Annotated in this window: 28 protein-coding genes; 3 read left to right on the top strand and 25 right to left on the bottom strand. The window is 67.7% G+C overall.

Annotation, left to right across the window (positions count from 1 at the left end; translation table 11 throughout):
• The 4 genes from FVS66_RS03405 to FVS66_RS03390 all read right to left on the bottom strand — a co-directional run.
• On the bottom strand, positions 1-302 hold a 302-nt coding region (locus tag FVS66_RS03405; protein ID WP_149179463.1), incomplete at its 3' end, for a 2-oxoglutarate dehydrogenase E1 subunit family protein.
• A gap of 289 nt (positions 303-591) precedes the next feature.
• Positions 592-1653: an ATP-binding protein gene (locus FVS66_RS03400; RefSeq protein ID WP_149179469.1), complete on the bottom strand. Its 1062-nt coding sequence runs from the start codon at positions 1651-1653 to the stop codon at positions 592-594.
• A gap of 104 nt (positions 1654-1757) precedes the next feature.
• Positions 1758-2495, bottom strand: coding sequence for a response regulator transcription factor (locus tag FVS66_RS03395; protein WP_149179462.1), 738 nt, complete (start codon positions 2493-2495; stop codon positions 1758-1760).
• A gap of 81 nt (positions 2496-2576) precedes the next feature.
• Complete coding sequence (locus FVS66_RS03390; protein ID WP_149179461.1) at positions 2577-3245, bottom strand: spermidine synthase; 669 nt, start codon at positions 3243-3245, stop codon at positions 2577-2579.
• Positions 3246-3393: 148 nt separating this feature from the next.
• On the opposite strand from FVS66_RS03390, the gene FVS66_RS03385 reads away from it, so the two are divergent.
• Entirely contained in the window at positions 3394-4239 is an 846-nt protein-coding gene (locus FVS66_RS03385; protein WP_149179460.1) for a rhomboid-like protein, read from the top strand.
• A gap of 22 nt (positions 4240-4261) precedes the next feature.
• Here FVS66_RS03385 and FVS66_RS03380 read toward each other — a convergent pair whose 3' ends face one another.
• From FVS66_RS03380 to FVS66_RS03365, 4 genes are all read right to left on the bottom strand, one after another.
• A complete protein-coding gene (locus tag FVS66_RS03380) occupies positions 4262-4912 on the bottom strand; it encodes a GNAT family N-acetyltransferase (protein ID WP_149179459.1) in 651 nt (216 codons plus the stop codon).
• A gap of 140 nt (positions 4913-5052) precedes the next feature.
• Positions 5053-5982, bottom strand: coding sequence for an alpha/beta hydrolase (locus FVS66_RS03375; protein WP_149179458.1), 930 nt, complete (start codon positions 5980-5982; stop codon positions 5053-5055).
• 7 nt (positions 5983-5989) lie between these two features.
• Complete coding sequence (locus tag FVS66_RS03370; RefSeq protein ID WP_187645362.1) at positions 5990-7444, bottom strand: MFS transporter; 1455 nt, start codon at positions 7442-7444, stop codon at positions 5990-5992.
• A gap of 105 nt (positions 7445-7549) precedes the next feature.
• The gene (locus FVS66_RS03365) at positions 7550-8014 is read right to left on the bottom strand and encodes a helix-turn-helix domain-containing protein (protein WP_149179456.1); all 465 of its coding nucleotides are present in this window, start codon (positions 8012-8014) and stop codon (positions 7550-7552) included.
• Positions 8015-8062: 48 nt separating this feature from the next.
• On the opposite strand from FVS66_RS03365, the gene FVS66_RS03360 reads away from it, so the two are divergent.
• Both FVS66_RS03360 and FVS66_RS03355 read left to right on the top strand, forming a co-directional pair.
• A complete protein-coding gene (locus FVS66_RS03360) occupies positions 8063-8815 on the top strand; it encodes a nitroreductase (protein ID WP_262386788.1) in 753 nt (250 codons plus the stop codon).
• A gap of 169 nt (positions 8816-8984) precedes the next feature.
• On the top strand, positions 8985-9698 hold the full coding sequence (locus tag FVS66_RS03355; RefSeq protein WP_149179455.1) for a hypothetical protein: 714 nt from the start codon (positions 8985-8987) through the stop codon (positions 9696-9698).
• A 284-nt stretch (positions 9699-9982) separates the two neighbouring features.
• Here the strand turns inward: FVS66_RS03355 and FVS66_RS03350 are convergent, their stop codons facing one another.
• From FVS66_RS03350 to FVS66_RS03270, 17 genes are all read right to left on the bottom strand, one after another.
• A complete protein-coding gene (locus FVS66_RS03350) occupies positions 9983-10441 on the bottom strand; it encodes an NUDIX hydrolase (RefSeq protein WP_149179454.1) in 459 nt (152 codons plus the stop codon).
• Between the two features lie 13 nt (positions 10442-10454).
• The gene (gene tunM, locus FVS66_RS03345; RefSeq protein WP_149179453.1) at positions 10455-11105 is read right to left on the bottom strand and encodes a UDP-N-acetyl-tunicamine-uracil synthase TunM; all 651 of its coding nucleotides are present in this window, start codon (positions 11103-11105) and stop codon (positions 10455-10457) included.
• A 7-nt stretch (positions 11106-11112) separates the two neighbouring features.
• Positions 11113-11598, bottom strand: coding sequence for a phosphatase PAP2 family protein (locus FVS66_RS03340; RefSeq protein ID WP_262386787.1), 486 nt, complete (start codon positions 11596-11598; stop codon positions 11113-11115).
• Between the two features lie 200 nt (positions 11599-11798).
• Positions 11799-12044 carry an acyl carrier protein gene (locus tag FVS66_RS03335; protein ID WP_128839952.1) on the bottom strand — a complete coding sequence of 82 codons (246 nt, stop codon included), beginning with the start codon at positions 12042-12044 and terminating at the stop codon, positions 11799-11801.
• A gap of 39 nt (positions 12045-12083) precedes the next feature.
• Positions 12084-12872, bottom strand: a complete 789-nt coding sequence (locus tag FVS66_RS03330; RefSeq protein WP_149179451.1) for an ABC transporter permease — start codon at positions 12870-12872, stop codon at positions 12084-12086.
• A complete protein-coding gene (locus tag FVS66_RS03325) occupies positions 12856-13770 on the bottom strand; it encodes an ABC transporter ATP-binding protein (protein ID WP_149179450.1) in 915 nt (304 codons plus the stop codon). The genes FVS66_RS03330 and FVS66_RS03325 overlap by 17 nt, the downstream gene beginning before the upstream one ends.
• 2 nt (positions 13771-13772) lie before the next feature.
• A complete protein-coding gene (locus tag FVS66_RS03320) occupies positions 13773-15320 on the bottom strand; it encodes an alkaline phosphatase family protein (RefSeq protein WP_149179449.1) in 1548 nt (515 codons plus the stop codon).
• Positions 15317-15928: a histidine phosphatase family protein gene (locus tag FVS66_RS03315; protein ID WP_149179448.1), complete on the bottom strand. Its 612-nt coding sequence runs from the start codon at positions 15926-15928 to the stop codon at positions 15317-15319. Before FVS66_RS03315 ends, FVS66_RS03320 begins: the two co-directional genes overlap by 4 nt.
• 1 nt (position 15929) lies before the next feature.
• Positions 15930-16913, bottom strand: a complete 984-nt coding sequence (gene galE / locus FVS66_RS03310; protein ID WP_149179447.1) for a UDP-glucose 4-epimerase GalE — start codon at positions 16911-16913, stop codon at positions 15930-15932.
• Positions 16910-17614 carry a PIG-L deacetylase family protein gene (locus FVS66_RS03305; RefSeq protein WP_149179446.1) on the bottom strand — a complete coding sequence of 235 codons (705 nt, stop codon included), beginning with the start codon at positions 17612-17614 and terminating at the stop codon, positions 16910-16912. Before FVS66_RS03305 ends, galE begins: the two co-directional genes overlap by 4 nt.
• Positions 17611-19083, bottom strand: a complete 1473-nt coding sequence (locus tag FVS66_RS03300; RefSeq protein WP_262386786.1) for a glycosyltransferase family 4 protein — start codon at positions 19081-19083, stop codon at positions 17611-17613. Before FVS66_RS03300 ends, FVS66_RS03305 begins: the two co-directional genes overlap by 4 nt.
• On the bottom strand, positions 19029-19985 hold the full coding sequence (gene tunC / locus FVS66_RS03295; RefSeq protein ID WP_149179445.1) for an N-acetyl-D-glucosaminyl-tunicaminyl-uracil acyltransferase TunC: 957 nt from the start codon (positions 19983-19985) through the stop codon (positions 19029-19031). Before tunC ends, FVS66_RS03300 begins: the two co-directional genes overlap by 55 nt.
• 3 nt (positions 19986-19988) lie before the next feature.
• Entirely contained in the window at positions 19989-21005 is a 1017-nt protein-coding gene (locus FVS66_RS03290; RefSeq protein ID WP_149179444.1) for a radical SAM protein, read from the bottom strand.
• Positions 21005-21970, bottom strand: coding sequence for a UDP-N-acetyl-alpha-D-glucosamine 5,6-dehydratase TunA (gene tunA, locus FVS66_RS03285; RefSeq protein WP_149179443.1), 966 nt, complete (start codon positions 21968-21970; stop codon positions 21005-21007). The genes FVS66_RS03290 and tunA overlap by 1 nt, the downstream gene beginning before the upstream one ends.
• 484 nt (positions 21971-22454) lie before the next feature.
• Positions 22455-23666, bottom strand: a complete 1212-nt coding sequence (locus tag FVS66_RS03280) for a TniQ family protein (RefSeq protein ID WP_149179442.1) — start codon at positions 23664-23666, stop codon at positions 22455-22457.
• A complete protein-coding gene (locus FVS66_RS03275; RefSeq protein ID WP_149179441.1) occupies positions 23666-24760 on the bottom strand; it encodes a TniB family NTP-binding protein in 1095 nt (364 codons plus the stop codon). The genes FVS66_RS03280 and FVS66_RS03275 overlap by 1 nt, the downstream gene beginning before the upstream one ends.
• Positions 24757-25710 carry a Mu transposase C-terminal domain-containing protein gene (locus tag FVS66_RS03270; protein WP_262386785.1) on the bottom strand — a complete coding sequence of 318 codons (954 nt, stop codon included), beginning with the start codon at positions 25708-25710 and terminating at the stop codon, positions 24757-24759. Before FVS66_RS03270 ends, FVS66_RS03275 begins: the two co-directional genes overlap by 4 nt.
• Positions 25711-25809: the final 99 nt, after the last annotated feature.

The raw sequence follows: 25809 nt of genomic DNA, 5'->3' as shown, positions 1-25809 counted from the left end.
GCGGCCGGAGCGGCGGGCGCGGGCGCGGCCGGGGCGGCGGGGGCCTGTGCGGTGGGCGCCCCCGCGGCCGGTGCCGGCTGCGTCACGGTGCCGGAGGGCTTGTCCGCCGAGCCGGCTGTGCCCGGCTTGTAGTCGGCGAAGAAGTCCCACCAGGCACGGTCGACCGAATTCGGGTCCTGGAGGTACTGCTGGTAGATCTCGTCGACGAGCCACTCATTGGCACCGAAGGCGGCAGCAGGGCTCTTGCCCCGCCCGTCTGGGTCGGTCGAGATGCTCGAGTTACTGGGGGACTGAGACGACACGGCGGCAACCGCCCTCTTCCGCTTCACAAGGTGATGGACAGCGGAAATAAAGGCTACGCCTCTATAGGCGAGAGGTGCAGGCCGGGCGTGCCATCGTCGCGTACATCACATCGAACGGCGGGTTTCACGGGAAGAAATGGCGGGAAACAAGCGTGGTTCAGCGATGACCGGCTGTGACCGGGTAGCACTCGACGGGGCTACCGACCTCGACGGTCCGTACCCCTGACCGGCTCCGCGCCCCGCCCGCACAGGTACACGGACGCGGAACGACTCCGGTTCGAACCCTATGTCAACCGCGCTGCGGGGGGATCCCCGGAAGGGTGACGAGGATGCGGCAGCCTCGTGCCGATTCGGCCACACCGATGCGGCCGCCGTGCAGATCGACCGCCCAGCGGGCGATGGCCAGGCCCAGGCCCGTACCGCCGTCGCTGCCCGGGCCGTGCGGCGCCGGGACGCTGCCCCGGTTGAACCGCTCGAAGACCTTGTGCCGCTCCGACTCCGGGATGCCGGGCCCCTCGTCCACGACCTCCAGGTCCAGGGACTCCGAGAACGGCCCGCGCCTCGCCCGTACCGTGACGCGGCCGTGCGGCGGCGAGTGCTTCACGGCGTTGTCGATCAGGTTCGCCACGACCTGGTGGAGCCGCTCGGCGTCGGCGTACGCGGTCAGCTCGGGCGGCGACACGTCCAGGTGCAGATGGACGTCCGTACGCATGTGGGGGCCCGCCCCGGAGCCCACGGAGCGCTGCGAGGCGGCCAGGCTGGCCTCCTTCAGGACGCCCGACAGATACGGCCACACCTCGAAGCGGCGGGACCGCAGCGGTATGACCCCGTTGTCCAGCCGCGACAGGTCCAGCAGCGTCTCCACCAGGCGGCCCAGCCGCTCGGTCTGCGCCAGCGCCGTACGCATCGTCTCCGGGTCGGCGGCCGAGACGCCGTCCACGACGTTCTCCAGCACGGCCCTGAGCGCCGCGATCGGGGTGCGCAGCTCGTGCGACACGTTGGCGACCAGCTCCTTGCGGTGCCGGTCGACGGCCTCCAGGTCGTCCGCCATGCGGTTGATCGTCGAGGCGAGGTCGCCGAGCTCGTCGCGCCGGCCCGCGCCCCGCACCCGGCGGGTGTAGTCGCCGTGCGATATGCCCTTGGCGACGGTGTTCATCTCGTCCAGCGGCGCGGTCAGGCCGTGCGCCACGAACTGGGTGAGGAGCAGTGTGGCGATCACCGAGAAGACCGTGATGAACCGGAGCTCGGTCTCCGTCCGCAGGGCCACGAGCAGCAGCCCGGTCGTGATGAAGACGGACACCACGACGAGGGTGCCCAGCTTGGTCTTGATCGAGATGGTCACCGAGCCCAGCCGCGAGCGCGGCCTGGCGGGTCTCCCGCTCCGGCCCTCGCGCCCGGCGGGTCCGCTCGCGCGTCCGCTGCTCCGCGCCTCACGGCCCCCGGTGCGGCCGCGGCTCACGGCGCCGGGGTCTCCAGGGCGTAGCCCACGCCGTGGACGGTACGGATCCGCTCGGCGCCGATCTTCCGGCGGAGCGCCTTGATGTGGCTGTCCACGGTCCTGGTGCCCGACGCGTCGGCCCAGTCCCACACCTCGGCGAGCAGCTGCTCCCGCGACAGCACCGCGCGCGGCGTGTTCGCCAGGCAGACCAGCAGGTCGAACTCGGTCGGGGTGAGGTGCACGTCGTCGGCCCTGACGCGGACGCGGCGCTGGGCGTGGTCGATCTCCAGCTCGCCGAGCCGGAGGATGCCGCTGCGCGGGGTGACCGCGGCCAGGGCGGCGCGCTCGACGCGGCGCAGCAGGACATGGACGCGGGCCACGAGCTCGCGCATCGAGAACGGCTTGGTCATGTAGTCGTCCGCGCCCACGCCGAGGCCGACGAGCATGTCGGTCTCGTCGTCCCGGGCGGTCAGCATCAGTACCGGTACCGGGCGCTGTGCCTGCACGCGGCGGCAGACCTCCAGGCCGTCGAAGCCGGGCAGCATGACGTCCAGGATCATCAGGTCCGGCTGCCACGCCTCGGCGGCGTCGACCGCGGCGGGACCGTCCGACGCGGTCTGCACGAGGAAGCCCTCGGCCCGCAGCCGGGCGGAGACGGCCTCCACGATGGTCGTGTCGTCCTCGATGACCAGGACCCGGCGCTGGGTACCCGGCGTGACCGCGTTCCCGGTGTGGCTGGTGTGTGCGTGCTCCATGCCCCGCCCCTGTCGCGTCCTGCGCGAGCGTGTAGATCCGTGCGTACCGTCAACAACATAAAGGCAGCGACCGTGTCGCGGCTACGCGGGGCGAACCCCGAGGTGGACCGCGTCCGGTACGCCCCGGGCAACCGGGATCTCTTCCGTCCGTACCGCGCTGAATCCGGCATTGCGCAATGACTCTTCGAAATCGGCGGACGGCCGGGCGGACCACACGGCCAGTACACCACCGGGGTTGAGGCGGTCGGCGCAGGCCGCCAGACCGGACGGCGAGTACAGACCGTCGTTGCCCTCGGTGACCGTCCAGTCGGGGCCGTTGTCGATGTCGAGGCAGAGCGCGTCATACGTGTCGGATGTCACCGGATCGCGTATGTACGCGAGCAGGTCGGTGTGGAGGAGGACGGTCCGGGGGTCGGCGAGCGCGGCGCCGGAGAGGGCGCGGAGGGGGCCGTCGAGGTGCCAGTCGATGATGGCCTGTTCCCGCTCCACGACGGCGATCCGGCCCCAGGACGGGTCGGCGGCGGCGTGCGCGAGCGAGAAGCCCACACCGAGGCCGCCGACGAGGACGGCGGGGGAGGGGCGGGAACCGCCGAGCGCCTGCGACGCGGCGTCGATGAGCAGCCGCTCGGAGCGCCCGTCGGAGGTGTCCATGAGGAAGGTGCCGTTGGCGATGATCTCGAAGTGGTCGTCGCGCTGCCGCAGCACCACTTCACCGTACGGGCCTTCACGTCGGTCGAGCGTCACAGGCATGCGTTCCACCCTATGCAATGCGCGGGCGGTGCGACCTGATGCGGTGTGACGTGCGTCATGGACGCGCGTGTCGTTGATCGCGTTGGGTGGGCACGGTGGACCGGGGGGTTGCCGGAGTGCCGGGGGGCCGAAACGAAGGGCCTTCGCCGTGCGCCTGGAGCTTGAGCCGCGCGAGACGTGTGACGGGAGTGAGCGGCTGTTGGGCGGCGTCCCCGCGCAGCGGACGCCGCAGGCCGCGGTGCGGCCGGTGGAAGCCGCCAACCCGGTTGTGGGCGAGGCCCGTCGGACCGAGACGACGCTCCCGGTGAGCCCGGTGAGCCCGGTGAGCCCGGTGAGCCCGGTGAGCCCTGAAAGTGCTGCTTGGCGGGCCTGGGGGCGCAGGGCGGCGCTGGTGCTGCCGACGCCGACCGGGACGCCGTTCACCTTCACGTACGCCCTGGTCCTCGTCGCGACCTCGCTGTTCGCGGAGTTCGGCGACCCGGAGACGGTCACGGCGCTGCTCCACGCGTCCAGTACGGATGTGGCCCATCTTGCCCGTACGCCGCTGCTCGTGCTGGTGGCCAGCGCGTTGTGGGTGGCGGGCGGGCTGCTGTCGCCGTACGCCGTCGGTCTCGTCGTCGTCCTCACCGCGCTGGAGCGCCGGATCGGGGCGTGGCGCGCGGCCGCGGTGTTCGTGGTCGGGCATGTGGGGGCGACGCTGGTGACGGAGATCCCCGTGGCCGTGTCGGTGGTGGCGGGCCATCTGCCCGAAACCTCCCTGCACCGCCTGGACTACGGCATCAGCTTCGGGCTGCTGGCCTGTGTGGGCGCCCTGGCAGGGCTGTTGAGCCCGCCGGCGCGCTGGGCGGTCCTTGCGTGGGTGTCGCTGATGCTGCTCCAGGACCTGATCGCCTTCGAGGACCCGCTCACCAACTGGGGCCATCCGCTGGCGCTGTTGATCGGCGTCTGCGGCTGGCCGCTGGTGCGGAGGGCGGCGCGGAGGGGCGTGGCGTAGGACGCGGCGCGTGTCGGGGCCTTCACTCGTCGCCGCTGCCGCCGTCGCGTACGACGCCGGTGAGCGGCCCTTGGTACCGCCACCCCAGCGCGCTGTAGAGGGCCCGGCCCTGGACGGTGCCGGCCAGGATGCCTGTCGTGGCCCCGGCTTCGGCGCCCGCGGTCCGGAGGGCGCGCATCACGGCGCTGCCGAGGCCGCGCCGCTGGTGGCCGGCGTATGTCTCGACCTGGTCGACCACCGCCGTACGGCCCGTCGGCGCTATCTGGCCACGCGCGGCGAGCGAGCCGTCGGCGGCCAGGACGCGGACGCGGTGGACGCCGTCGCGGTGCTCGGTGTGCAGGGCGTAACCGGCGGGCAGCGTGGGGGCGGGGCCGGGGCGGAGCTCGGTGTACATCATGAACCCGGGGTCGTCCGGCACGGTCCAGCCGGGGGTGATCCAGCGGGCGACGTCCTCCGGTTCGGCGAGGAGTTTCAGCCAGGCGTACGGCTGGGTGACGGTTTCACAGAGCTTGCGGACGGTGGGCTCGTCTGGCTCGGGAACGATGTGCCGGAGTATGTGCCGGGGGAGGCCGACGTCGATGCGATAGCCCCAGGGCTCGTCCACGGGGGGCGGGGTGGCACGGGAGAGTGCCCAGCCCCGCACCCAGGCGGAGGTAATGGCTGAACTGTCCATGTGTCTATTACATAGCAAGGCGGGGTGCCGACACCAGGGGTTAACACCGCACCCGCGGGTACCGGTGCCGGCGCGGTCACACGCACGGCGGGAACGACCGGATCGGTAGCCGGTGACGTAGACGTAGTCGAGGGGTTGGTTCAGGAACCCGTGCGTTCCATCAGATGTGCGAGGGAGGTGCAGAAGCCGCTCCAGGCGCGGGCCGCCGCAGTGCACATGCCGCGCGACCGCAGGGGCGCGTGCACCAGGCCCGGCTCGACGGTGAGGGTGACCAGGACACCCGCTTCCGCCAGGTGGCGGGCGTAGGTGACGGCGTCGTCGCGCAGCGAGTCCAGCTCGGTGGCCAGGATCGTGGCGGGCGGCAGACCGGCGAAGTCGGTCGCACGCAGCGGTGAGACCAGTGGGTCGAGGAGGTCGTCCAGGTCCGCTACGTAGTTCTCGGCGAGGTAGGCCATCTCCCCGGCGCTGAGGATGGGCGCGTCCGTACCGCCCTTCACCCACCGGGACAGGTCGAGCACGGGGCTGACGAGGCCGTGGCAGGCGATGTCCGGGCCTCCTTCGTCCCGCGCCATCAGACAGTTGGCGACCGCCAGATTGCCGCCCGAGCTGTCGCCCACCACGCCCAGCGGCCCGGGCGCGGCGCCGAAGCTCCCCGGATCCGAGGCCGCCGCCCCGAGCACGGCGCGCAGATCGTGCAGGGCCGCGGGGAACTTGTGCTCGGGGGCGCCGCGGACGTCCGCGAAGACCGTCACGTGACCGGTCTTGTCGGCCAGTTCGGCGGCGATGGTGTCATGGGTGTCGAGGGTGCCGAGGCCGAAGCCGTCGCCGCGGACGTAACACAGGACGCCGGGCTCGGCCCGCGGGGGCGTGTAGATCCGCACGGGCACCGCCGCGTCCCGGCCGGGCACCACCGAGTCCCGGACCGTGACACCGGCGGGGCGCTCGTAGCGGAAGATCCCCGGCAGGGACCGGTAGAGCCGCCGTTGTTCGGCGATCGGCCGCGTGTGGAAGTCCCCCGGGATGTGCTGCTCGAACTCTGCCACGAACTCCGACATGCCTGGTTGCATCATGGAGCGGTTACCTCCTCGGTACGGCGGGGAATCTGCCGCGCATCGACAGCGCGGCCGCCACCGTGGCGAACGCCGCCACCGCCGCGAAGGCCGTCGACGTCACGGTGAACGGGTACGCGGCCGCGGCGGGGGCCGCGGCAGGGGCGGCGAGCGCCAGATAGAGCGTTCCGAAGGTGGCGACACCCACCACCCCCGACAGCTGGAGCACGGTGCTGATCATGCCGCTCAGGTCGGCCGACTGGTCCCGGGACACGCTGTCGGTGAACGCGGACACCAGCGGCAGGAATCCGAGCCCCAGACCCAGTCCGCCGAGGCCGAGCAGCGGCATCAGGGCGGCCGGGCCCGACAGACCGCCGGCCACGGCGAGCGCGATCGCCGCGTACGCCACCGCGAGCAGGCCGTAGCCGCTGGGGGAGGCGAGGTGCCACGCGGAGGCGGGGATCTTCCGCCAGTACACGCCGGCGACGCCGAACAGCGCGGCCCATGTGGCGAAGACCGTGCCCGACCACAGGGCGCTGACCCCCTGGCCGCTCTGCAGGTGCAGCGGCAGCGTGAACATCATCGCCACATACGTGGTCTGACCCGCCGCGACGCAGATCAGCCCCCAGGCGACCGCGGGGGCCCGTAGCACGTCCAGATTCACGAAAGGTCTGTGGCCCCGGGCCGCGACCGCCCGTTCCAGCCGGACGAAGACGAGGAAGGCCGGGCCGCCGGCCAGCAGGCTCAGCCACGACCACGGGGGCCACCCCTGCTCCCGCCCGAAGACCAGCGGGCACACGAACAGCACCATCGCCACGGCCAGTACCGTCATGCCCCGCACGTCCAGGCGTCCGGCCTCGCGGTGCCCGCCGGGCGGCAGCAGCCGCCGGCTCGCCAACACCAGCGCCACACCGATCGGAACGTTGACGAGGAAGGCGGGCCGCCAGCTCAGGCCGACCAGATCGGCGCTGACCAGCAGTCCCCCGAGGATCTGGCCCAGGACGGCCCCGGCCGACAGAGTGACGGCGTACAGGCCCAGCGCGCGAGTACGGGCGGCCCCGGTGAAGGCGAGCTGTATCCCGGTGAGGATCTGCGGCACCATCAGCGCGGCGCTCGCCCCCTGCACCGCACGGGCCAGGATCAGCACCGGCGCGCTCGGGGCGAGACCGCACACCAGGGACGACGCGGTGAACATCAGCACGCCCAGGATGTAGGCGCTGCGGTAGCCGCGCATGCCGCCGAGCCGTGCCCCCGCGGGCAGCAGCAGGGCGTAGAAGAGGATGTAGACGCCGACGATCAACTCCGTCTGGGCGCCGTCGGTGTGCAGATCCGCCCGCAGGGCGGGAATGCCGACGTTCACGATGGAGCTGTCGACGTTGGCCATGAGCTGACCGGCGAGCAGTGTCAGCAGCAGACCGTGCCGCCCCCGCAAGGACGCCGAGCCGTCGGCAGGACGGGTAGCCGTGCCTGGAGCGTCTCCCACGCGGCAGAACGATACGGCGCTCACCACAGCCCCGTAGGTGGACGGCCGCATCACAGCCGGATCGTCCGGATCCCTCCGCCTCTTGGCTTGTTCCGACGTGCGGTCTCAGGGCTGGTTGAGGTGAGGCGCCAGGCCCGGTCCGGGTTCGGGTGTGATGTCGTGTGCGGTGACGTCGGTGCCGCACGTGTCGCAGCTGAGCCGTACGTGCGCCTCGCCGGTGCAGTCGCGGTGCCGGTAGAGCGCGGGTGGTCCGTCGGGTGCCATGTAGGTGTCGCCCCAGTCCCTGATGGCCATGAGGATCGGGTAGATGTCGTGGCCCTTGCGGGTCAGGCGGTATTCCGGATGCTCGCCGTCGGCCGCCTTGCGCCGGGCCAGGATGCCGTGGTCGACCAGTCGGCCGAGGCGGTCCTGCAGCCGGCTCCGGGAGATGCCCAGCGCGCCCTGGAACTCGTTGAACCGGCGGACTCCGGCGAATGACGCCTTCAGGACCAGCAGCGTCCAGCGGTCACCGAGGACCACCAGCGGGCGGGTGATCGAGCACGGCAGGTCGGCGAGGTCTTCGTAACGCACACCACGACTCTACCCGGGCGGTTCCAAAATGAGACCGACCCGGCTAACGTGTGGTCTCGAAACGAGACCATCTCGGCGGAGGAGTGTCCCATCTCGAACCCCACCAGCACCCACCCCGGCACCGGCACCGACCTGTATGAAGCCTTGAGCCGGATCCTCACCGACCGGTGGACCTGCCGCCAGTTCCTGCCCGACCAGGTCCCCCGGGACACCATCGAGCGGCTGCTCCACCTCGCCCAGCGCACACCCTCCTGGTGCAACACCCAGCCCTGGCAGCTGCACATCACCGAGGGCGCCGCGACCGAGCGGCTGCGCACCGGCCTCCTGGCCCACGTCCACAGCAACCCCGCCGCTCCGGACTTCCCCTTCCCGGCCCAGTACGCCGGGGCCTACCGGCAGCGCCGACGTGAGTGCGGCCTCCAGCTGTACGGCAGCCTCGGCATCGCCAAGGGCGACCACGAGGGCAGGCTGCGGCAACTGCTGCGCAACTTCGAACTGTTCGACGCGCCGCATGTCGCGATCATCACCACCGAGGCCGACCTCGGGGTCTACGGCGCCGTCGACTGCGGCCTGTACATCAACACCTTCCTGCTCGCCGCGCACAGCCTCGGCCTCGCGACCGCGCCCCAAGCCGCCCTCGCGTCCTACGCGCCCTTTCTGCGCGACCACTTCGGCATCCCCGAGAGCCGACGCGTGGTGGCAGGCATCTCCTTCGGCCACCCCGACCTCGACCACCCGGTCAACTCGTTCCGTACCACCCGCGCGGAGCCCGCGAATGCCGTGACCTGGCATACGAACTGAGGCCGCGCAGACGGATCACGTCGCTCGTCCACAGGCGTCGGCGGCGTCAACCTCAGAATGCCTTCTCGGGCACCGGGCAGGGCTCGTTCGCCTCCTCGTGGTCCTGAAGTCGATCAACGATGACATGATCACCGTGATCATCGGTGGAATTCGCGAGGGGAGTTGGCGCATGCCCAGATGGCGTACGGCTGTGGTGGTGATCGCCGTGGGGACCCTCCTCGCCGGTTGCGGATCCGGCGACTCGGAGGGCGGGAGCTCGGCATCGGCCGACGGGCCGGGTGCGAGTGCCTCGCCGTCGGCGCCTGCCGCTGAGAAGTTCGCCGCCGACTCCGGCACTCGGTACGTGGGCGTCAAGGCACCGGAAGTCCTTGAGGGACTCGTGTGTGATGAAGGCGACGGAGGTTTCCGCTTCGGAGGCGACCTCGACATGTACGTCACCGGGGACGACGGCCTGAAGGAGCTCAAAGTCGCGGGGGAGGACGTCGCCGACACGATCTCGTGCTTCGGCAGCCCGCGGATCACCCTGCGCAAGGGAACGATGTCGGCGTCCGCGCCGGTCTTCACCGCCAGGACGAATCTGTACGAGCAGATCGCGGACCCCGTCACCTCGCTGAAGACCATCTTCGAGCGTTCCGTGATTCTCTCGGAGAGCTACGGCCGCAACTTCACGGGCGAACTGCAAGAGGTCACGAGCAGCGACCTGCTCCTCAAGTGCCGGCAGAACGTGAGCGACACCTTTCCGATGACTACGTGCTTCTGGGCGAACTACGGGGCGGCCGGAGTGCTCGACTTCTTCCCGCCGGACGGCCAGGCCGTGCCGATCCAGTCGGCGGCCCGGTTGACGAAGGACTTCGTCGCGGCCGCCCTCAAGCCGAGGGCCTGAGATCCGCGTCGAAGGACAATACACACATGTCCCGTCCCGATTGTTGCTGCATCGGGACCCCGCTCTGAGCTGCGGGATGAAGAAACGTGTTGGTCCGTGCGGCCCAGATCTGCGCAGGTTGACTTTGCATTTTCGGGTTGGTTGTCACTTCAGTCTGATGTGGACTCCACCGATGGCCAGAGAGCGTTGCGTCGAACGGCTGGCGGCCGACCCCTGGCCTCGCGAGGTCCGCCGAGGAGACGCAGGTGATTCTCGATATCGCAGCCCGGCGGCGCGCGGTTCCGTCAGACGTGTGTGGCCTCGAAGAGTGAGAGGACCTCCGTTCCTTCATGGACGCGGAGCGTCACGGAAGCCCTGGCTGTGAGGGCGTCTTCAAGGCGCGGTCGATAGAGGGGGTGCAGTCGCGTGAGAGCATCCTCCACGTCCGCCCACTCGGCGGCACTGGATTCCGCTGTTGGACGAGGTTCCCCCGACACGGCTGTCGCGATGAAGATGCCTGCGAGGATGCCCCGGCTCGGATGCTGGTAGACACCCACCAGGCCGTGGACTTTGACGTGGACCCCGGTCTCCTCGTAAGTCTCGCGAGTGGCGGCATCATGGAATGCCTCGCCCGGATCCACCAAGCCGCCGGGCAGCTCCCAGCGTTCCGGGGAGCGGCGGCGCGCAATAAGGACACGTCCCACGTCGTTGAACGCAACGCAGGTGGCCCCCAGGGCATATCTTCTCGGTGGCTGAGAGATCATGTGTGTCCGGCTGCTAATCACTTCCCAGCCCTGCCTTCATGTTGTGAAAGACCAGAAGATACCTCCAGAAGAGGAGGCGCCGAATCCGCCTGCCTGGAAGATATGCAGCACTGTCTTCTCGGATCTCCGCAAGCGACATCGAAGGGGGCGCCACAGGAGCTGAAGGAGACTGCGTGCACCGATCGGGACGGCTTCCTGACCAGCTCTCTCGGAAGAACACCGCAGCACGCCAAATAGCGTTCACAGGGACGGCCAGAAGGCTTATGGCGTGGTCCCGTAGCGTTGCTTCTCGGTAGCATCCGAGGATCACCAAGACGCCGTTCGTGGTGAGCGATGCGCGCAGCTTCTGCACTGTCTCAAAGGGGACGTGGTGGATGCTGGCCAAGCATGCGATGTAGTCGTACGTGTCCGGTGTCAAGGTTAGGTGTGTGATATCCGCCCGCTCGAAGCGGATCTGCCTGGGGAGATCGAGAGTAGAATTCTCCTCTCGTGCGGCGGTGACGACGTGATTATCTACGTCAATGGCATCTACTTCGATTCCTCGAAGCGCTAGTTTCTGTGCAAACCTCCCTGTGCCGCAGCCCACCTCAAGGGCCCTTCGGCATGATTCGGGGAGTTCACGAAGTAACAGGTCATGGTAATGATCGTTGTGGTTGAACGGCACGGCGTCATCATGACACGGGCTCGTCCAGGGAGTTCGACCCCGCTTGACGGGCCTCGCGTTGCAAGCGGCGGACTGACTGGCGGTGCAGCACGAGGGCGGCGACGGCCAGCCAGCCGGCGCCCAAGAGTTGCCCAGCGAGCACATCGACGCTGAAGTGCGCACCGAGAAGGACCCTGCTCCACGCGACGAGTTCGGCGCTCAGCCCAGCAAGGAACAGCATCAGTGCGGAGACGGCTCGTGGCATCTGGGAACTGAAGCAGAGCGCGGCCAGCAGGAATCCGGTTGTCACACCGACCGCGTGTCCGCTGGGGAAACTGAAGCCGTCGGCTTGAATCGAAGCACAATCCGAGGCCGGACGCTGTCGTTCAGCCCATCCCTTGATCAGGTTGCAGCTCACTGTGGCGGCGTACGGAATGACCAGGAGGACTGCGGCAGCTGTGACGTTCCGCCGGATCAGCGCGAAGCACGCGGATCCGGCGGCAATGATGGTCACGGGCCACGGGTTGCCCCACGAGGTCAGTGTCTCGAGAAGCCGGGCACTGGACGCGCTGCTGCTCGTCCAGGCGCAGAGCGTCTCGCTCAGCCGTTCGTCCCACCGGAAGGTGACGAGGACGAGTAGCAGACCGGCGTGGACCGCTGCCCACCACGCGAACCATGCCAGTGACCGAGGCTGGTCGCCGGGGTGGTTTCGAATCATGCGGGGCTGGTGGACTTCGAAATGTGGTCCAGCAGTCCGCGGGGCGTACGGATCGTCCGCAGGGTGCTGTCCTCTATCTGGCAGTCGAACTCGTCCTCGATACGGCTGATGATCTCAATCTGGTTGAGGGAGTCGATGTCCAGATCGCCGAAGGTGACGTCAAGTTGTTCCTGGGAGAAGGCGTTCCCGGTAATTTCCTCGATCAGGGGTGCGAGGACGGCAAGGAACTGTTGCTCGGTCATGGATGTGTTTCCCTTCGTGATGAGTGATCGATGGTTGCGTCACGAGGCGCGGCGCCCGTAGCGGGCACGCCAGTGCATACGTGTGCTGGTCAGGCCCCACACCGCGCCGGCGAAGATGGCAAGAATCGCCATGTCAGCAAGGGCCCGGGAGGCGTCGGGTGCCGTTAGGGAGTGACGCAGGCTGTCGGCCGCGTAGACCGCCGGGTTGAGGTTGCCGATCCAGATCAGTGCGTCGGGCAGCAGTTCTGGTGGGACTGCCACCGGGCCTGCGGCCATCATGAGGAGCGTGGTGGCCAGGCTGAGAGAGGACGCCTGTTCGATGGTTCCGGATCTGCTGCCGATGAAGGCCCCCAGTCCGGCTGAAGGAAGCAGGGCGAGCAGGAGGCACAGCGGGGCGAGTGGCGAGAACGTGAGCGGGACGTCGAGTAGGGCCGAGCCGAGCAGCAGGGTGACCGCGATAGCGGGCAGCGACAGGATGGAGAAGGCTGCGAGTGTGGCAAAGATGAGAGCCTCGCGACGGACAGGCAGCGCGGCGTAGTACTCGAAGGCGCCGTTTCCGCGCATGAACGCGAAGTTGCTGGCGATTTTGTTTTGAGTCTCGAACAGGATCGCCATGGTGACACTGCCGGTCAGGACATATTCGGTCGCGGCGTGGCCAGAGTTCCGGGCGAAGAGCCCCAAGGCGGCGATGCTGACCAAAGGGGCAAGCACACCAGTGAGCACCATCTGAGGCCAGGACCACCGCCAGTTGGTGAGCTGAATCCTGAACAGGTCCCAGACCTGCCCAAGGAAGCTCAGTCCGAGCTTCTTGTCACGCGTAGCTGACATACACGTCTTCCAGGGTCGCGGTGTGCATCGTGAACTCGGGGAACTGGGTGAGATCTACGTCCTTGGTCAGATGGGGCAGGTCGGCAGAGTCGACGAGGGCCACGACCTTGCCGCGGTGGTCGGACTGCACGCGGACATAGTCAGGCAGCCCGTGCATTTGTGTATCGCCTAGCGTGATCGACAGGCGTACCTGGGAGCGGAGGGAAGACTTCAGCTCGGCGGGAGCGCCCAGCGCGACCAGCCGCCCCTCCTTGAGGATTCCGACACGCTCGATCACCTGTTCCGCTTCGATGGCGTTGTGGGTGATGAGGATGATCGTGTGACCGTCGCGTTGGTTCAGCTCCCTCAGAAGCTGCCATATCTGGCGGCGACGCGACGGGTCCAGCTCGTTGGTGGGCTCGTCCAGGATCAGCACAGGTGGTGATCCGATCAGGGTCACCGCGATCTGCAACAGTCGGCGTTCTCCGCCGGAGAGCTGCCGGGCGACCTTGCCGGCCAGGTGGGTCAGACCAAGCAGCTCCAACAGGGCGTCACGCTCCCGGCGGGCCGCCTTGGCGGCGACACCGCGTAGGTGCGCACTGAAGTAGACGGCCTCTTTGACGGTCAGGCTGTTGAGGGCGAAGGCGGTCTGCGGCATGTAGCCAACCGTGGCCGCCGTGAAGCGAGGATGGGTAAAGACATCGCGCCCCAGCAGCCTCACCGTCCCCCCATCCGGTCGCACCAGACCGATCATCTGCTTGATCAGGGTTGTCTTTCCCGCACCATTGCTGCCCAGAAGCCCGAAGAATTCGCCCTGCTTTATTTGAAAGGAGATCTCGCCATTGGCCGGCCTGGGGGCTCCGTCGAACTGCTTGTGCAGGCCCTCGACCTCATATGCGTAAGGAGGGTTTTCTGGCATGCTCACATCTCCCGCGCCGCTTGGCGCCAGATGCTGCGGACCACGGTTGCGGCCCTCGTGATGTCGCTGGGGGGAGCCAGCTGCGCTGCTACCTGGCCGAAGCAGCGGAAAAAGCCGCTCATGGCCGAGTCGCTGGGCAGGTAACCGTGTGATGCGGAGGCCACGCTCTCCCTCGGTGTCGCGTCGCTGTACTGGAATTCGGTGTGCGGGCCGCAGGTCACCGTGAGACGGCCCAGCCTCGGGCTCCCTGCCGGCAACTTCAACCGGTCCTGCTCGGCTGGAGTGAGCACGCCGATGGAAGGATCGAGTGCGCGCAGGGCCTGCTCGAGGCGCTTCTTCTCCGCTGGTGGCACAGGTGTGTCGGCGTACAGGTAGGCGCAGTTGCTGTCACCCTGGAAAACCATGCGGTCGGCGAGGCCGAGGTCCGCCAGCACGTGGTTCGGGCGCAGGTGGGTCTCGACGTAGTCGATGCCGTGGTCGGAGAAGAACAGGAACTCCGTGTGCTCACCGGCGGCCTGGGCGAGCCGCATCACGCAAGCGTCGATCCGGGCGTAGACGTCAAGGATCTGCTGCCATGCGCGACTTCGTTCACCGGAGCTGCCTCGGACCGCATGCCAGTAAAGGAACTCCTGAGCATGGTCGGCCTGGTTGAAGCGCACGAACAGGACATCTGGGTCATGCCGCTTCAGGACGTCGAGGGCGGTCTGTTCCACCCACTCGGTGCGAGGCGATTCGTGGAACGTGTGGCCTGGATTGGCGGTGTATTCGACGTACAGGGACGCGGGCCCGTCACCGGCGCGGTCCGGCATATCGAGCCCGCCGAATCCCAGGGTGATAACGGCGGTTCCCAGACGCACCTCGATCTGGCCTTCGTCGAGCCTGTGGCAGGAGACCGCCACGGACACGGAACCCGAAGACACGGGGATGTCCAGCCGCGTGGGCCGGAGGCCGTCGGCCACGACAGCGGTCTCTCGGTGGCTTCCCACCGTGATCACGTTCGTCTGTTGATCGACCCGGAGATACAAGGCCACCTCGTGTCCCAGGTAGGAGAGCTGCACCACGCCCTCGGCCGCCCCGTCAACGGTCGGTCCGAGCGGGACGACGAGGTTCCGGGCTGGGGCGTACAAGGAGTAGCAGCTGGGGATCGCGAGCTGGGCGTTGCGGGAGAAGGTCTGCGGGAAATGGATGGCGGCGGCCGACGCCCCTTGCCGGGCAAACCAGTCGAGCAGGCTCGGTGCGGTGAGCGAGCTTTCCTCGTAGGGGTGAAACGATGAAAGCGGATCGTCCGAGCGCCGGCGGATCTCCTCAACACTCTCCCGCTCCCAGAAGCGGTTCCCCACGATCCCGTGCCCGCTCGGGTACGTCCCGGTAAGAAAGGACGCGTGGGAGGGCGCTGTTGACGAGGGGTAGATGCTGTGCAGCTCGTGCACGGCAGTGCCGGGAAGTGTCGGCAGGGCCCGGCTCAGATTGAAGAAGTCGTGCTCGCGGATGATCCCGGGAAGCCCGCCGTCGACACAGATGATGACCATACGCCTGCGCCGCCCGCTCATGCGCTCAACTCCGCTGTGCTCAAGGATCCGTGATCCATCAGGGTCTGTGGGGCGAAGGTGACATTGTGTTGGTGCAGAAGCCAGGCACCACCCGAGTCTCCGGGACGGTACTGCCAGTGTGTGATCCCAGCGTGCGCAACCAGCAGCTCTACCCTGCCGGTCCCGCCACACAGCAGTTCATTGACAGCGTCGAAGAAGCCACTGTGGGTGACCAACACAATCCGCTGGTCCTCCGACGCCTGATGACACAGCTCGCTCATGCATGTGGCGACCCGCGTCATGAACACATTCCATGATTCCGCCCCCGGTGGCGGCGGATGGAGCCGGTCCTCTCGCGGGTTCGGCAGGAACTCACCCGCGACCGGCGACCAGGCGATCTCATTGAGGCGCGGATCCTCCCGTGCGGTAAGGCCGGTGTGCGCCGCGACGATGTCGGCGGTCTGCTGGGCGCGGGGAAGCACACTGGTGCGAAGCTCTGTGGGACGCCGCTCAGCCAGCCAATGAGCCGCTGCCTGCGTCTGTCGGCGTCCTCGCTCGGTCAGGCGATCCTGGTGCGGGTCGAACTTTCCGGAACGGTCCTCGGCGTGGCGCAGTAGGTAGAGGTGCATGTCACTCCAGCGACGCGGGAGTACTGGTGTGCCAGTTCCACGCCGTACGAACGATGTGGTTAAGGTCGCGTTCTGCTCGCCAGCCGAATCGGCTCAGCGCCAGACTCGGATCGGCCCAGGACAGCCCCGGGTCCCCTGGACGGCGGGGCGCCATGGCAACCGGGGTCTCCTTCCCGGAGACGTCGTGCAAGACATCGATCAGCTCGCGCACGCTGACGGGCTGGCCGCGGCCCAGGTTCACCGGACCGCACTGACTGCCCTCTTGCAGGCCCTCCAGGACCCGCACGTGGGCCTGGGCGAGATCCTCGACGTGGATGTAGTCGCGCAGAGCCGTCCCGTCGGTCGTCGGGTAGTCGTTGCCGAAGATCCGCAGGGTGGGCGCCAGGCCCAGGGTTGCGCGTATGGCCACTGGTAGGAGTTGGGTTGCTGCCGGGCCCGCGTATTCTCCCAGGGAAGCGTCGTCAGCCGCACCTGCCGCGTTGAAGTACCGCAGGTTGGCGTAGCGCATCCCGGTGGCCTGCGCGTAGGAGGCGATCACGCGCTCGCACAGGTACTTCGTCTCTCCGTACGGACTTTCGGGCCGAACGGGCGCGGTCTCATCCACCGGGCAGATTTGCGGGGTGCCATACACGGCGCACGAGGAGGAGAAGACGAAGCGCTCCACCCCGGTGTGTGCGCACAGGGCGAGCACATTCTGCGTCCCCGTCAGGTTGACGGAGAAGTACGTGTTGATGTCACGCAGCGACTCTTCAGAGGATTTCAGGGCCGCGAAGTGGATCACGGCCTCAGGGAGGAACTCCTCGAAGACCGTGCCCATGCCGGCGATATCGAGGATGTCCACCACGTGCAGGCGGCAGCCCCGGACTGCTTCGCGGCGGCCCGTGCTGAGGTTGTCGACAACCACGACCTCGTGGCCGGCCGCAAGGAGGCGCCGTACGGTGAAGGAGCCCACATACCCAGCACCCCCAGTCACGAGCACTCTCATCGCACATCAACTCCACTGGGGACCGCTGCCATGGGGCCGCGTAGTTCTCGTCCGATCATGAATGCCTCAGCCGCTTCCACCCCCACCTGCGTCCCCCGGTATGAGGCCAGCGTCCGAACGGCCGCCAGGGAGCGCGGGTGAGGTGGGTCGTACAGCTCGTACGGGTAGGCGGCAAGTGCCCGGCACTTGGCTTCGACGTGCCCGGTGACGTCGTAGAACAGGTTGGGGGTGAACGGCGCCACCAGGCCCGTTTGCTGTTCCGTGGAAGAGAGGACCTCGAAGTGCAGCACCTGCCGAACGGAGCCGGACCCGAGGATGCGGGTGCCGTACCCCACTGCATGGGCGACGCTGCGGTGGTCCGCGTGGATGTCGCCCGGGTGGTGAGTGAAAACCACTTCGGGCTCTGCCTCACGAAGGGCGTGGCTAACCGCATCGACGACCTGTCGCTGAGGGAGGTCGGCCAGGAGGCGTCCGTCGGCCGCCAGACCGCCGAACGACACCTCGGCCGCACCGAGCTCCTTGGCCGCCACCCGGCAGCGTTCCCGCGCCTCCTCGATCTTCACGCCCGAATGCCGCAACGAGATACCTTCGGCGAGGATGTGGATCTGGACCACTGCGCCCTGCTGGCTCAATGCCGACACCGTGGCCCCGGCACCGAGAACCTCGTCATCCGGGTGTGCGGCGATGACAAGGACCTTCACGCGGGCTCCGTAACCGGGCGTTCGCCGTCCGCGGTGCGGGCCGCAGGCGTCGCCTGACCATCCTGCCGGACCAGCGCGCCCATGGCGTAGAGCCGGTGTGCAAGCACACCGAGCGTCTCTTCGGGGAGCTTGATCAACTGGAGTGGGTCACCGGCTTCGACCGCGGTGTGCACGACAGCGTACGTAGCGCTGTCCAGTTCCATGATGTGCGATGTACGCGGTACGAAGACGAAGCCGCCTTGTGTCTCTTCACGCAGCCGTACGTCGTCCCACACCACCTCGTGAAGGACCGTCTCCGGGGCGAGCTGTTCCAGGGCCAGGAGATCGAGACGGTGGACGAGGTACTCCACGCGTCGTACTGCACGATGTCCGCCGCGAATCGACTCGGATCCGGCGGCTCCCATGGTCTCGGCGGCTTCGCGGTCGCTCAGGAGCTGCTGCATCGCCTGCCGCAGGTCCTCGTCGTCGATGACCAGCAGACCGTGTCGCTCGTCCTCGACGAACTCAGGGATGCCGCCCTGGACAGAGGCGATGACGGGGCGGCTGGCGGCCATGGCCTCCTTGAGCGCGAGCGGGCCGGTCTCGGGAACCGTGCTGGTGAGGACCACGGCGTCACTGGCCTTGATCACCGGGGCGACGTGGTCCTGGTGGCCGAGGAATCGGACCCGTTCGGCGACACCCCGTTCGATGGTCTGGCCTCGTAGTTCTGCCTCCAGCGGCCCCTCACCCGCGACCACCAGCAGCGGGGGCGCGGCGTCCGGCGGCAGCTCCAGGTCAGCGAAGGCATCGATCACCTGGTCGATGCCCTTCTCCCAGGCCAGGCGGGCCAGCACGAGGAAGACGAACTGGTCCAATTCGGCTCCGAGTTCCTTTCGAGCGGCGCCGCGGTCGGCGGCGTCCAGAGCCGCGAGCAGAGGTTCCCCGAGGCCACTGGTGAGTATCTCGACCTGTTCGTCCTTCAAGACACCGGCGTTGATCAGCGGCTCGAACTGGCGTTGCCGCTGTTCCCGTGACGTGGTGAAGACCAGGTTCACGCCGGCGAGCAGGTCGCGCACCTCGTCGGTGGTTCCCAGAGGGAACGCCGAGTGCCGGAAGAGGCACACGGCGGCATCAGTCGCGCCCTGCGACTGGGCGTGGTGGACTGCGGCGGCGTCCGCGCGGCCGGAGACACACACGATATGAGGACGACGATGCCGCAGCGCCTTGCGAACCGCCTCGGCCGCGTCGTCGCTGGCGAACGCCGGCACACTCACGGTCGTTACACCGGCGGCACGGCACTGCTGAAGCATGGCTCCACCCTCCTCCGCGAGGACGGTGACCGTATGGCCTGCCTGCGCCAGCCCGAGCGCCATGTCGTGCATGTAGCGGTGTTTGCCGCCCCATACCTGATCGGAGACAGTGAAGATGATCTCCATTAGTTCCGAACACCCCTCCCGAAGATTCCCGGGCATGAGCCAGGGATGGTCCATAAAGCGCTGAATGCGCGAAGAGCCGCCAAGCGGGCGTTGCCTACGCCTCCCAGCACGGCATAGGTCATGCCGCTGGCTCGCGCTTCGCGCAGGCACTCCTCGATGAGCGCTGTCGCCAAGGACAGATCGCGACCGCGTGTCTCGGGCACGAGCGCAATCGCAGACAGCATCCCGAGCCGCGCAGTGTCGTAGGCAAGGAAGCCGAGCAAGCGGTCCTTGGGCGGCAGTTCCTTGTTCCGGTCGACCACGATCACAGACGAGATCGGGTCCCGTGAGAATGACCGGTGGATCTCGCTCGCCCAGCCTCCGCCGAAGGTCTCTCTGAGCCAGTCGACAATCAGCAGCTCCTCACTCGCTTCGGGACGACGCACCCACAGGTCTCGGCCGTTGACCGTAAGAGACGTGGGAGTAGAACTCGGCGTCCAGGTCCGGAAGTCGATGAAGAGATCCGCCCATTCCAGGCTCTTGTCGTCCCGCGCTGCCGCGCTCTTGCGTTCGCTGGAATCGGGAATCCACCACGCCGCCTGCCGCAGCACCGACGGGAAGTGGTCCGCGTATTCGCTGACTTCCGTCATCGCGTAGGCATACCCCAGCCACTGAAGCCGCTCGAGTGCGATATGGACGAGAAGCCAGTGCATGCCCGCCCGCTCCGCCGGGGCGACCACGGCGGCCACCTCGCAGGCGCCGACTGTGCCCGGGCCCTTGACGTTGATGCCACACCGGCCCAGAAGCGTCTCTTCCCGGTGCAGTTCGACGAAGGACTGGGCTCGCGGTCCAGCGGCCCCTTTGAACCGGGGAACGACAGGAGCGATATTCCGCGATGCGGTGGCAGAGCTCAGAGCGTCGAGCAGAGGCTGGGACGGTGTGAGGTCGTACAGGCGTATGAGGGCCTCCCTGGACAAGGCCTACCTCACCTCCGCGCCTTCGAAGATCTGCCGGTCCAGCAGCGAGGTGAGCGGGGGACCGTCCGGTCCATCACCGGTCGCGAAGTCCCAGAAGATCTCGCGCAGACGCTCCTCGGTGTACTCCTCCTGCTCCTGGACGAGCTGCTGCTGCCCCTGCGTCCAGATCTCCTGCACGGGAGCATCCTTGGTGTTTCCCAAGGGCGCGGCACTGTAGAGGCGGCTCATGGTCACGTCGCCTGTGGCGGAGATCGCGATGCTGCTGTCGCGTACCAGGTAAGGAAACATGACGACGTCCTGGAAGGGGCGCAGCTTCTCGCCCGGGACCAGGTAGGGCGCGTTGAGGTTCAGGTCGAAGTCCGTGGCCGGCACGTCCTGCTTGAACTCGGTCACCTTGCGGTGGACCGCCATGGTCTCCTCCTCTGTCAGGAGCAGCCGGTTGCGGCCACCGCGGCCGTGCGCCCGGACCAGGATGAGGTCCTGGCGCCGAAAGCCGTGGGCTCGTAGGTAGTGCGCGAGGTCGAACACGTTGTGCTGGTTGGTCTTCATGACCGTGGTCAGCACCTTGAAGCTGCGCACACGGTCGCGGAGGTAGATCGAGTTCTCCATAACGGTGTCGAACACGTCCATGAGCCGTACGGCGGCGAACGTCTCCCGCGTACCGTCCATGCTGACTCGGATGGACGAGATGCCGCTGTCTACGATGCGGTCGAGCTGTTCCTGTGTGTGTGCCGCCGCGTTCGTGATGAGGGTGACGGTCGAATGCCGCAGTTTCGGAACGACGTCCAGAAGCTGCCAGAAGCCCTTGCGGATCGTCGGTTCCCCGCCGGTGAGGGTGATCTCGAATGTCCCCATCCGGTCCAGTTGGAGCATGATGTCCTGCAACTGCTCGATGGACAGCATCTTGCGGCGGATGTGGACGGGGATCTCCCCGGTGTTCGTGCGGCAGTGGATGCAGCGCAGGTCGCATGCGTAAGTGACATCCAGACTGGCGCGTACAGGTGCGGTGTAGCCGGCCATCAGTCGGACCCCTCCTCTTGGAAGATGCGCTGGCGTATGTCGTCCAGGTCCCGCGACTGCCACCATTCGAGAGTGAGGCGAATGCCTTCCTCGATTCCGATCCCGCCGGACCTCTTTCCGATCTGCCGGGTCTGCAAGGCGGTGTCCGCCCGGAACTCCGTTATTTCGTTCGGCCGGGGCTGCTTCCGCGCGACCTCGGCGGCCGGAGAGGTCGCCTGCAGGATCCGGATGACGTCGTTCACGGAGAGGGACCGGCCGGAACCGAAGTTGACGACTGAGGGCAGCGGTCGGTTCGCCAGCGCGATGAGCTTGCCCACGACATCCGTGATGTAGGTGAAGTCGCGACGCTGCTCGCCGTCGCCCTCGACAGGCAGTTCGTTCCTGGTCAGGAGGTTGGCGCAGAGCCGGGGTATGAGGGCGTCGGGCCGCTCGCCGGGGCCGTAGACGTTGAAGAAGCGAACGATGCCCACCTCGGGAGCGACTGAGGCGCGCTGGTGGGCCCTGGCCACCATCTCCAGCCCGACCTTGCTCGCGGCGTAGGGCGAGCGCGGGGACAGAGGGCTGCTTTCGGGTGTCGGTAGTGTGTCGGCCTGGCCGTAGACCTCGCACGTACTCCCGACGACTACCTTCGGCACGCCAACGCTCGTGCAGAGAGCCAGCAGGTGGCGCCCCGAGTCCACATTGTCGAGATAGTCGAGTGGCTGTTTGAAGGAGCGAGGAACACTCTTGTGCGACGCCAGGTGGTAGACGAGGCGTACGTCAGAGAGGTCCCTCTCCTCTAACTCCAGGACGGGTTTTTCTAAGAACTTTCCGGTGCCTTCCGGAGGGATCATCGGCGGCACACGCAGGTCGTCCAGGACTGTTACTTCTTCCCCGGATGCCACCAGCGCGCGGGCAAGGTGGCCACCGATGAATCCGGCGCCTCCGGTGATGAGAATCCGGTCTTTCGGAATGCTTCTTTGCACGCCAACACCTCGGCATCCCTGGTAGTGGGTCTACTCGCAAATGGGCCTATCAGTTGGAGCATCGCACACGCCCACATTGAGGTGGGAGGGGAACCCCTTGGCCCGTGATCGACATTGTCACCCTAAGTCGTGTACGTGACCCGTCGCATGTGACTCGCTTCACGTTTGGATGGCTCGACGGTCTCATTCAGTCTGGGAAATGTCAGGTGGAACCGAGATTGGGAGCACTTCATTCCGGATATGAGGGCGTCGCGATGCCTGATCGTTCTGTCTCGAACCTGCTGTCGAATGGCTTGCTGTCTTCGGCGGGGCGGCATCCTTCGTATGGCATACCGGCGAGTAATTTTGAAGCGTGTACGGGACTGTTTGACCGGCCTGGTTGCTCAGGTCGGTCATCCGGTCCTGCTGCGGTGCAGCACTCAGGCGCGCCGCGGAGCTCCGATACTCGTCGCCGGGGTCCGAAGTCACGTGCCTGCATCGGTTATCAGTTGTGTATGCCTGCTGCGTCGGCTCGTGCTTTGGCCTGTGCGGCGCGGATCTTGAGAAGGTATTCGCCCAGGGCGGCTCTCTCACGGGCTGTTTCGGCCTGGAAGTCCTCGTCGACGCGTGTGCTGTGCCAGATGGCGCCGTCGATCCGTTCGTAGTCCGGTCGCCACTCGCGCGTGATGACGGGTCTGATGTGGTTGTGGCGGAGCAGGGTGGCCCCGACCCTGCGTTTGCTGATGCTGAACCAGGCGGCGCTTTTCTCGTCCCGTCGGGACTGGGCCCTGTGGAGTGGTGGGGGAGAGCCTGTCGCTCTCGCGGGTGAGTAGGTCCGTAGGGGCTGGGAGGGTGGGCGCCAGGAGTCGGTGTTGCTCCAGTGCGCTATGGCGTCGCCGAACACGGAGGCGTCGTCGTAGGGGTAGGTGATGCGGCGGCTGATCTCCTGGAAGAAGCGCTCACGCTCCCGTGGTGATCTCGCGTCCGCGACGCGGCGCCAGTAGGGCGAGGCGATGATGACGGCCAGGCTCACGGCCTCGGGGTAGACGGCGGCGAACAGCTTGGATGTGCTGTACGAGCCGTACATGACGGCCTCGTCGTCCTCCGGTATCAAGACCCGCGTGCGGGCGTCCCAGGTGTGCCAGATGTGGTCGGGGCCGCGTTGCTTGGGGTGGTCGTCGGCGGAGTTCCAGATGTGTCCGCAGAAGCTGAAGGCAGTCAGCACCGCGTCGAACGTCAACGGCACACCGCGGCGGTGCAGGAGGCGAAGGTGCTGGCGCTGGGCGTGGACGATGTCGGGCAGTTCGCTCAGGTCGGCCGCGGGCCAGTCCGCGTCTGGAGGGCCGATCCAGGTGTGGTGGCGCAGGCAGACGTAGCGGTGGTGGGGCAGGAGCCGGAGCACCACGCCGCCGGGGTGCCGGGCGTCGCAGCGGCGGCAGCCGGTCTGCGGGGTGTGGCGGAACATCCGCCAGTCCGGCTGCGGATTGCGCAGCTCCGGCATGGCGCCGGCAAGGGCGTGGACGCTGCGGCCGGTGAGGGCGACGAGCCGCTCGGGGACGACCACGCGACGCATACCGCCGGACTTCTCCCGCTGGGTGACCTGGACCCAGAGGTCGCTGACGTCCAGGCCATGAAGGTTGGCGAGGCGTCTGATGTAGGAGACGGGGATCTCGTGCCGGGCGGGAGGGACAGGGTCGGGAAGACGGCGCAGGAGCATCAGGCCGCGCGCCTCCGACGGGTGGTGGGCTTGGCGGGGGCGGTGCGTTTCTCGGACTGTTCGGCGGCGTAGTCGACCGGCACGAGCGTGAGGAGTTCTTCGGTGATGCGTTCGCTGCCGTCCTCGATGGCGAGGACCGCCGCGCCGCGGATGAGCTGGGAGAGGCTGCCGATCATGCCGCCGGTGCGGTGGAAGATGAACTCACTCAGCCCGGTGAGCGTTCCCGGGTGGTGCTCGCGCAGCCGGAGCATGGACTCCAGGGTGCCGACCAGCGCTCGCCACTCCTCCTGCTCCGTCGCGGTCGCATGGGAGAACGGCGTGGCCGGGACGACGACGAACCGTCCTGCGATCTGACGCCCCCGGGTGCCGGCGAACAGCCCCGCCGATTCGATGTCGATGCCCGCGTAGGCGAAGGTGGCGGGCAGGCGTTCGGCGAAGTACTTGAGCTGGTCGGAGGCTTCGGCGCCGGACCGGGTGGCCAGGTTGAGGTTGTGCAGCTCGTCGACGAGGACCAGGTCGACGTGGACATGGGCGGCGGTCGCGCAGACCGCGTCCACGATGTCGGTGACGTTCGCCCTGCTGGGGAAGGTCAGCCCGAAGAACCGGGCGAACTCCATTGCCAGCATCTTCGGGGTCGCCGCGGGCGGGACGGTGACGTAGACGACCGGCAGCCGGTTCACGTCGCGGCGGTACCGCTTGCGGACGGCCAGTTCGTGCGCCCGGCCCAACTGGGTCAGGGCCGTGGTCTTGCCGGTGCCGGAGGCGCCGGAGAGGAACACGCCGCGACGGGCGGAGATCTGGTTGCGGTTGAGCTGGATCAGCAGCCGCGAGGTGGCGACGACCTTGCGGATGGTCGGGGTGTTCACCATCGGCAGGTCGGCGTGATACTCACGGCGACGCTCCTGCTCGCGCAGGCGCTCGCGCGGGGTCAGTGCCGTCCATTCGGCCGCCGTCAGCAGTCGGGGCGGGACTGGCTCGTGCCCGACGAAATGGCCCCACCCTTCCTTTGTGATCAGCGGGTTGTCCGGCGGCGCCGAATCGTCGCCATCGAAGTTCACGGTGCGGGCCGGGGAGGTCGTCTTACGCTTGCTCATATCCATCTTTCAGCTTCGGCGTGGGCGTCGAAGACGCCGAAATCCGCCACGGAGACCGGAGCCTCTGATGCAGCTTCGGGCTCGGGTTCCGTCTCGATCCGGGGTGTCGTGGTCGGCATGGGTACGGGGAGCGAGGCACGGGTGCGGCCCACCACCTTTGTCGACCTCCTGTCCGGGCCGTGCTCGCCGCGGGTGAGCAGTTCGTCCAGAACACGGGCGACCGCGGCTTCATTGGTGTCGTCCAGCCCGGCCTCGGCGGCCAGGCGGCGGGCATGCTGCCAGGTGAAGTCGGCGAACGGCCCGTTCACCAGAGGCAGGTGCACCCAGGGGACCGTGATCCAGCCCTGCTGGGTGCGTACGAACACCTGCGACAGGTCGTAGGGGTCGTAGTGCACCTCCCACAGTCCGCGTTTGGCCGTGATGCCGGAGTGCTGGCGCCGGTACGGCCCCAGCTCAGCGCAGTCGTAGGTGCGGTAGCTGATCCGGATGCCGTAGTCGTTGACCGCCCGCCAGGCCACCGGCAGCAGCTCCAGGTAGTCCTCACCGCGTAGCACGAGCGGCAGATAGCCGCAGGCCGCGACCAGCGAGGCGTACTTGTCGTTCGGCGACACCGACTTCTTCGGACGGAACGGATCGCGCAGACTGTCGTGCGGTCTGGCCTGCCACCCGGCCAGGATCCACTCGTCCAGCAGTTCCTGGAGGTCGGGGATCGTCCACACCGCCCGCTCCTCGACCCGATCGCCGCGACGCGAGACGTTCGCTCCCGTGTACCCGGCCAGATGCTGGACGAACAGCGTGTTGATCGCCGAGAACGTCGCCTCCACGATGGCCTTGTCGGTCGGCGTGCGCGGGCGAGCCCGCTGCACTGAGATCCCGAGCCGGTCACAGGCCCGGATGAACGTGTCGGAGATGAACACCTTCCCGCCGTCGATGACGACTGTGTCCGGCACGATCAAACACACAGGCTTGATCGCTCCCAGCGAACAGTAGCGGGGAACACTCGGCGGCTCAGCTGCATTGAGTCGATATAGCTCAACTTGGCTGCCGAA

It is taken from the genome of Streptomyces sp. TRM49041 (assembly GCF_008271805.1).
Taxonomy (GTDB): Bacteria; Actinomycetota; Actinomycetes; order Streptomycetales; family Streptomycetaceae; genus Streptomyces.
Note: the sequence above shows the minus strand (reverse complement) of the source record. Positions and strands in the feature narration are given on the sequence as shown.

What these genes read in the sequence shown, in the direction of transcription:
- FVS66_RS03395 (WP_149179462.1), bottom strand. Translation starts at nt 2,495, where the DNA reads ATGGAGCACGCACACACCAGCCACACCGGGAACGCGGTCACGCCGGGT.
- FVS66_RS03390 (WP_149179461.1), bottom strand. Translation starts at nt 3,245, where the DNA reads ATGCCTGTGACGCTCGACCGACGTGAAGGCCCGTACGGTGAAGTGGTG.
- FVS66_RS03380 (WP_149179459.1), bottom strand. Translation starts at nt 4,912, where the DNA reads ATGGACAGTTCAGCCATTACCTCCGCCTGGGTGCGGGGCTGGGCACTC.
- FVS66_RS03375 (WP_149179458.1), bottom strand. Translation starts at nt 5,982, where the DNA reads ATGATGCAACCAGGCATGTCGGAGTTCGTGGCAGAGTTCGAGCAGCAC.
- FVS66_RS03355 (WP_149179455.1), top strand. Translation starts at nt 8,985, where the DNA reads ATGCCCAGATGGCGTACGGCTGTGGTGGTGATCGCCGTGGGGACCCTC.
- FVS66_RS03350 (WP_149179454.1), bottom strand. Translation starts at nt 10,441, where the DNA reads ATGATCTCTCAGCCACCGAGAAGATATGCCCTGGGGGCCACCTGCGTT.
- FVS66_RS03335 (WP_128839952.1), bottom strand. Translation starts at nt 12,044, where the DNA reads ATGACCGAGCAACAGTTCCTTGCCGTCCTCGCACCCCTGATCGAGGAA.
- FVS66_RS03330 (WP_149179451.1), bottom strand. Translation starts at nt 12,872, where the DNA reads ATGTCAGCTACGCGTGACAAGAAGCTCGGACTGAGCTTCCTTGGGCAG.
- FVS66_RS03325 (WP_149179450.1), bottom strand. Translation starts at nt 13,770, where the DNA reads ATGCCAGAAAACCCTCCTTACGCATATGAGGTCGAGGGCCTGCACAAG.
- FVS66_RS03320 (WP_149179449.1), bottom strand. Translation starts at nt 15,320, where the DNA reads ATGAGCGGGCGGCGCAGGCGTATGGTCATCATCTGTGTCGACGGCGGG.
- FVS66_RS03315 (WP_149179448.1), bottom strand. Translation starts at nt 15,928, where the DNA reads ATGCACCTCTACCTACTGCGCCACGCCGAGGACCGTTCCGGAAAGTTC.
- galE (WP_149179447.1), bottom strand. Translation starts at nt 16,913, where the DNA reads ATGAGAGTGCTCGTGACTGGGGGTGCTGGGTATGTGGGCTCCTTCACC.
- FVS66_RS03300 (WP_262386786.1), bottom strand. Translation starts at nt 19,083, where the DNA reads ATGGACCATCCCTGGCTCATGCCCGGGAATCTTCGGGAGGGGTGTTCG.
- FVS66_RS03290 (WP_149179444.1), bottom strand. Translation starts at nt 21,005, where the DNA reads ATGGCCGGCTACACCGCACCTGTACGCGCCAGTCTGGATGTCACTTAC.
- FVS66_RS03280 (WP_149179442.1), bottom strand. Translation starts at nt 23,666, where the DNA reads ATGCTCCTGCGCCGTCTTCCCGACCCTGTCCCTCCCGCCCGGCACGAG.
- FVS66_RS03275 (WP_149179441.1), bottom strand. Translation starts at nt 24,760, where the DNA reads ATGAGCAAGCGTAAGACGACCTCCCCGGCCCGCACCGTGAACTTCGAT.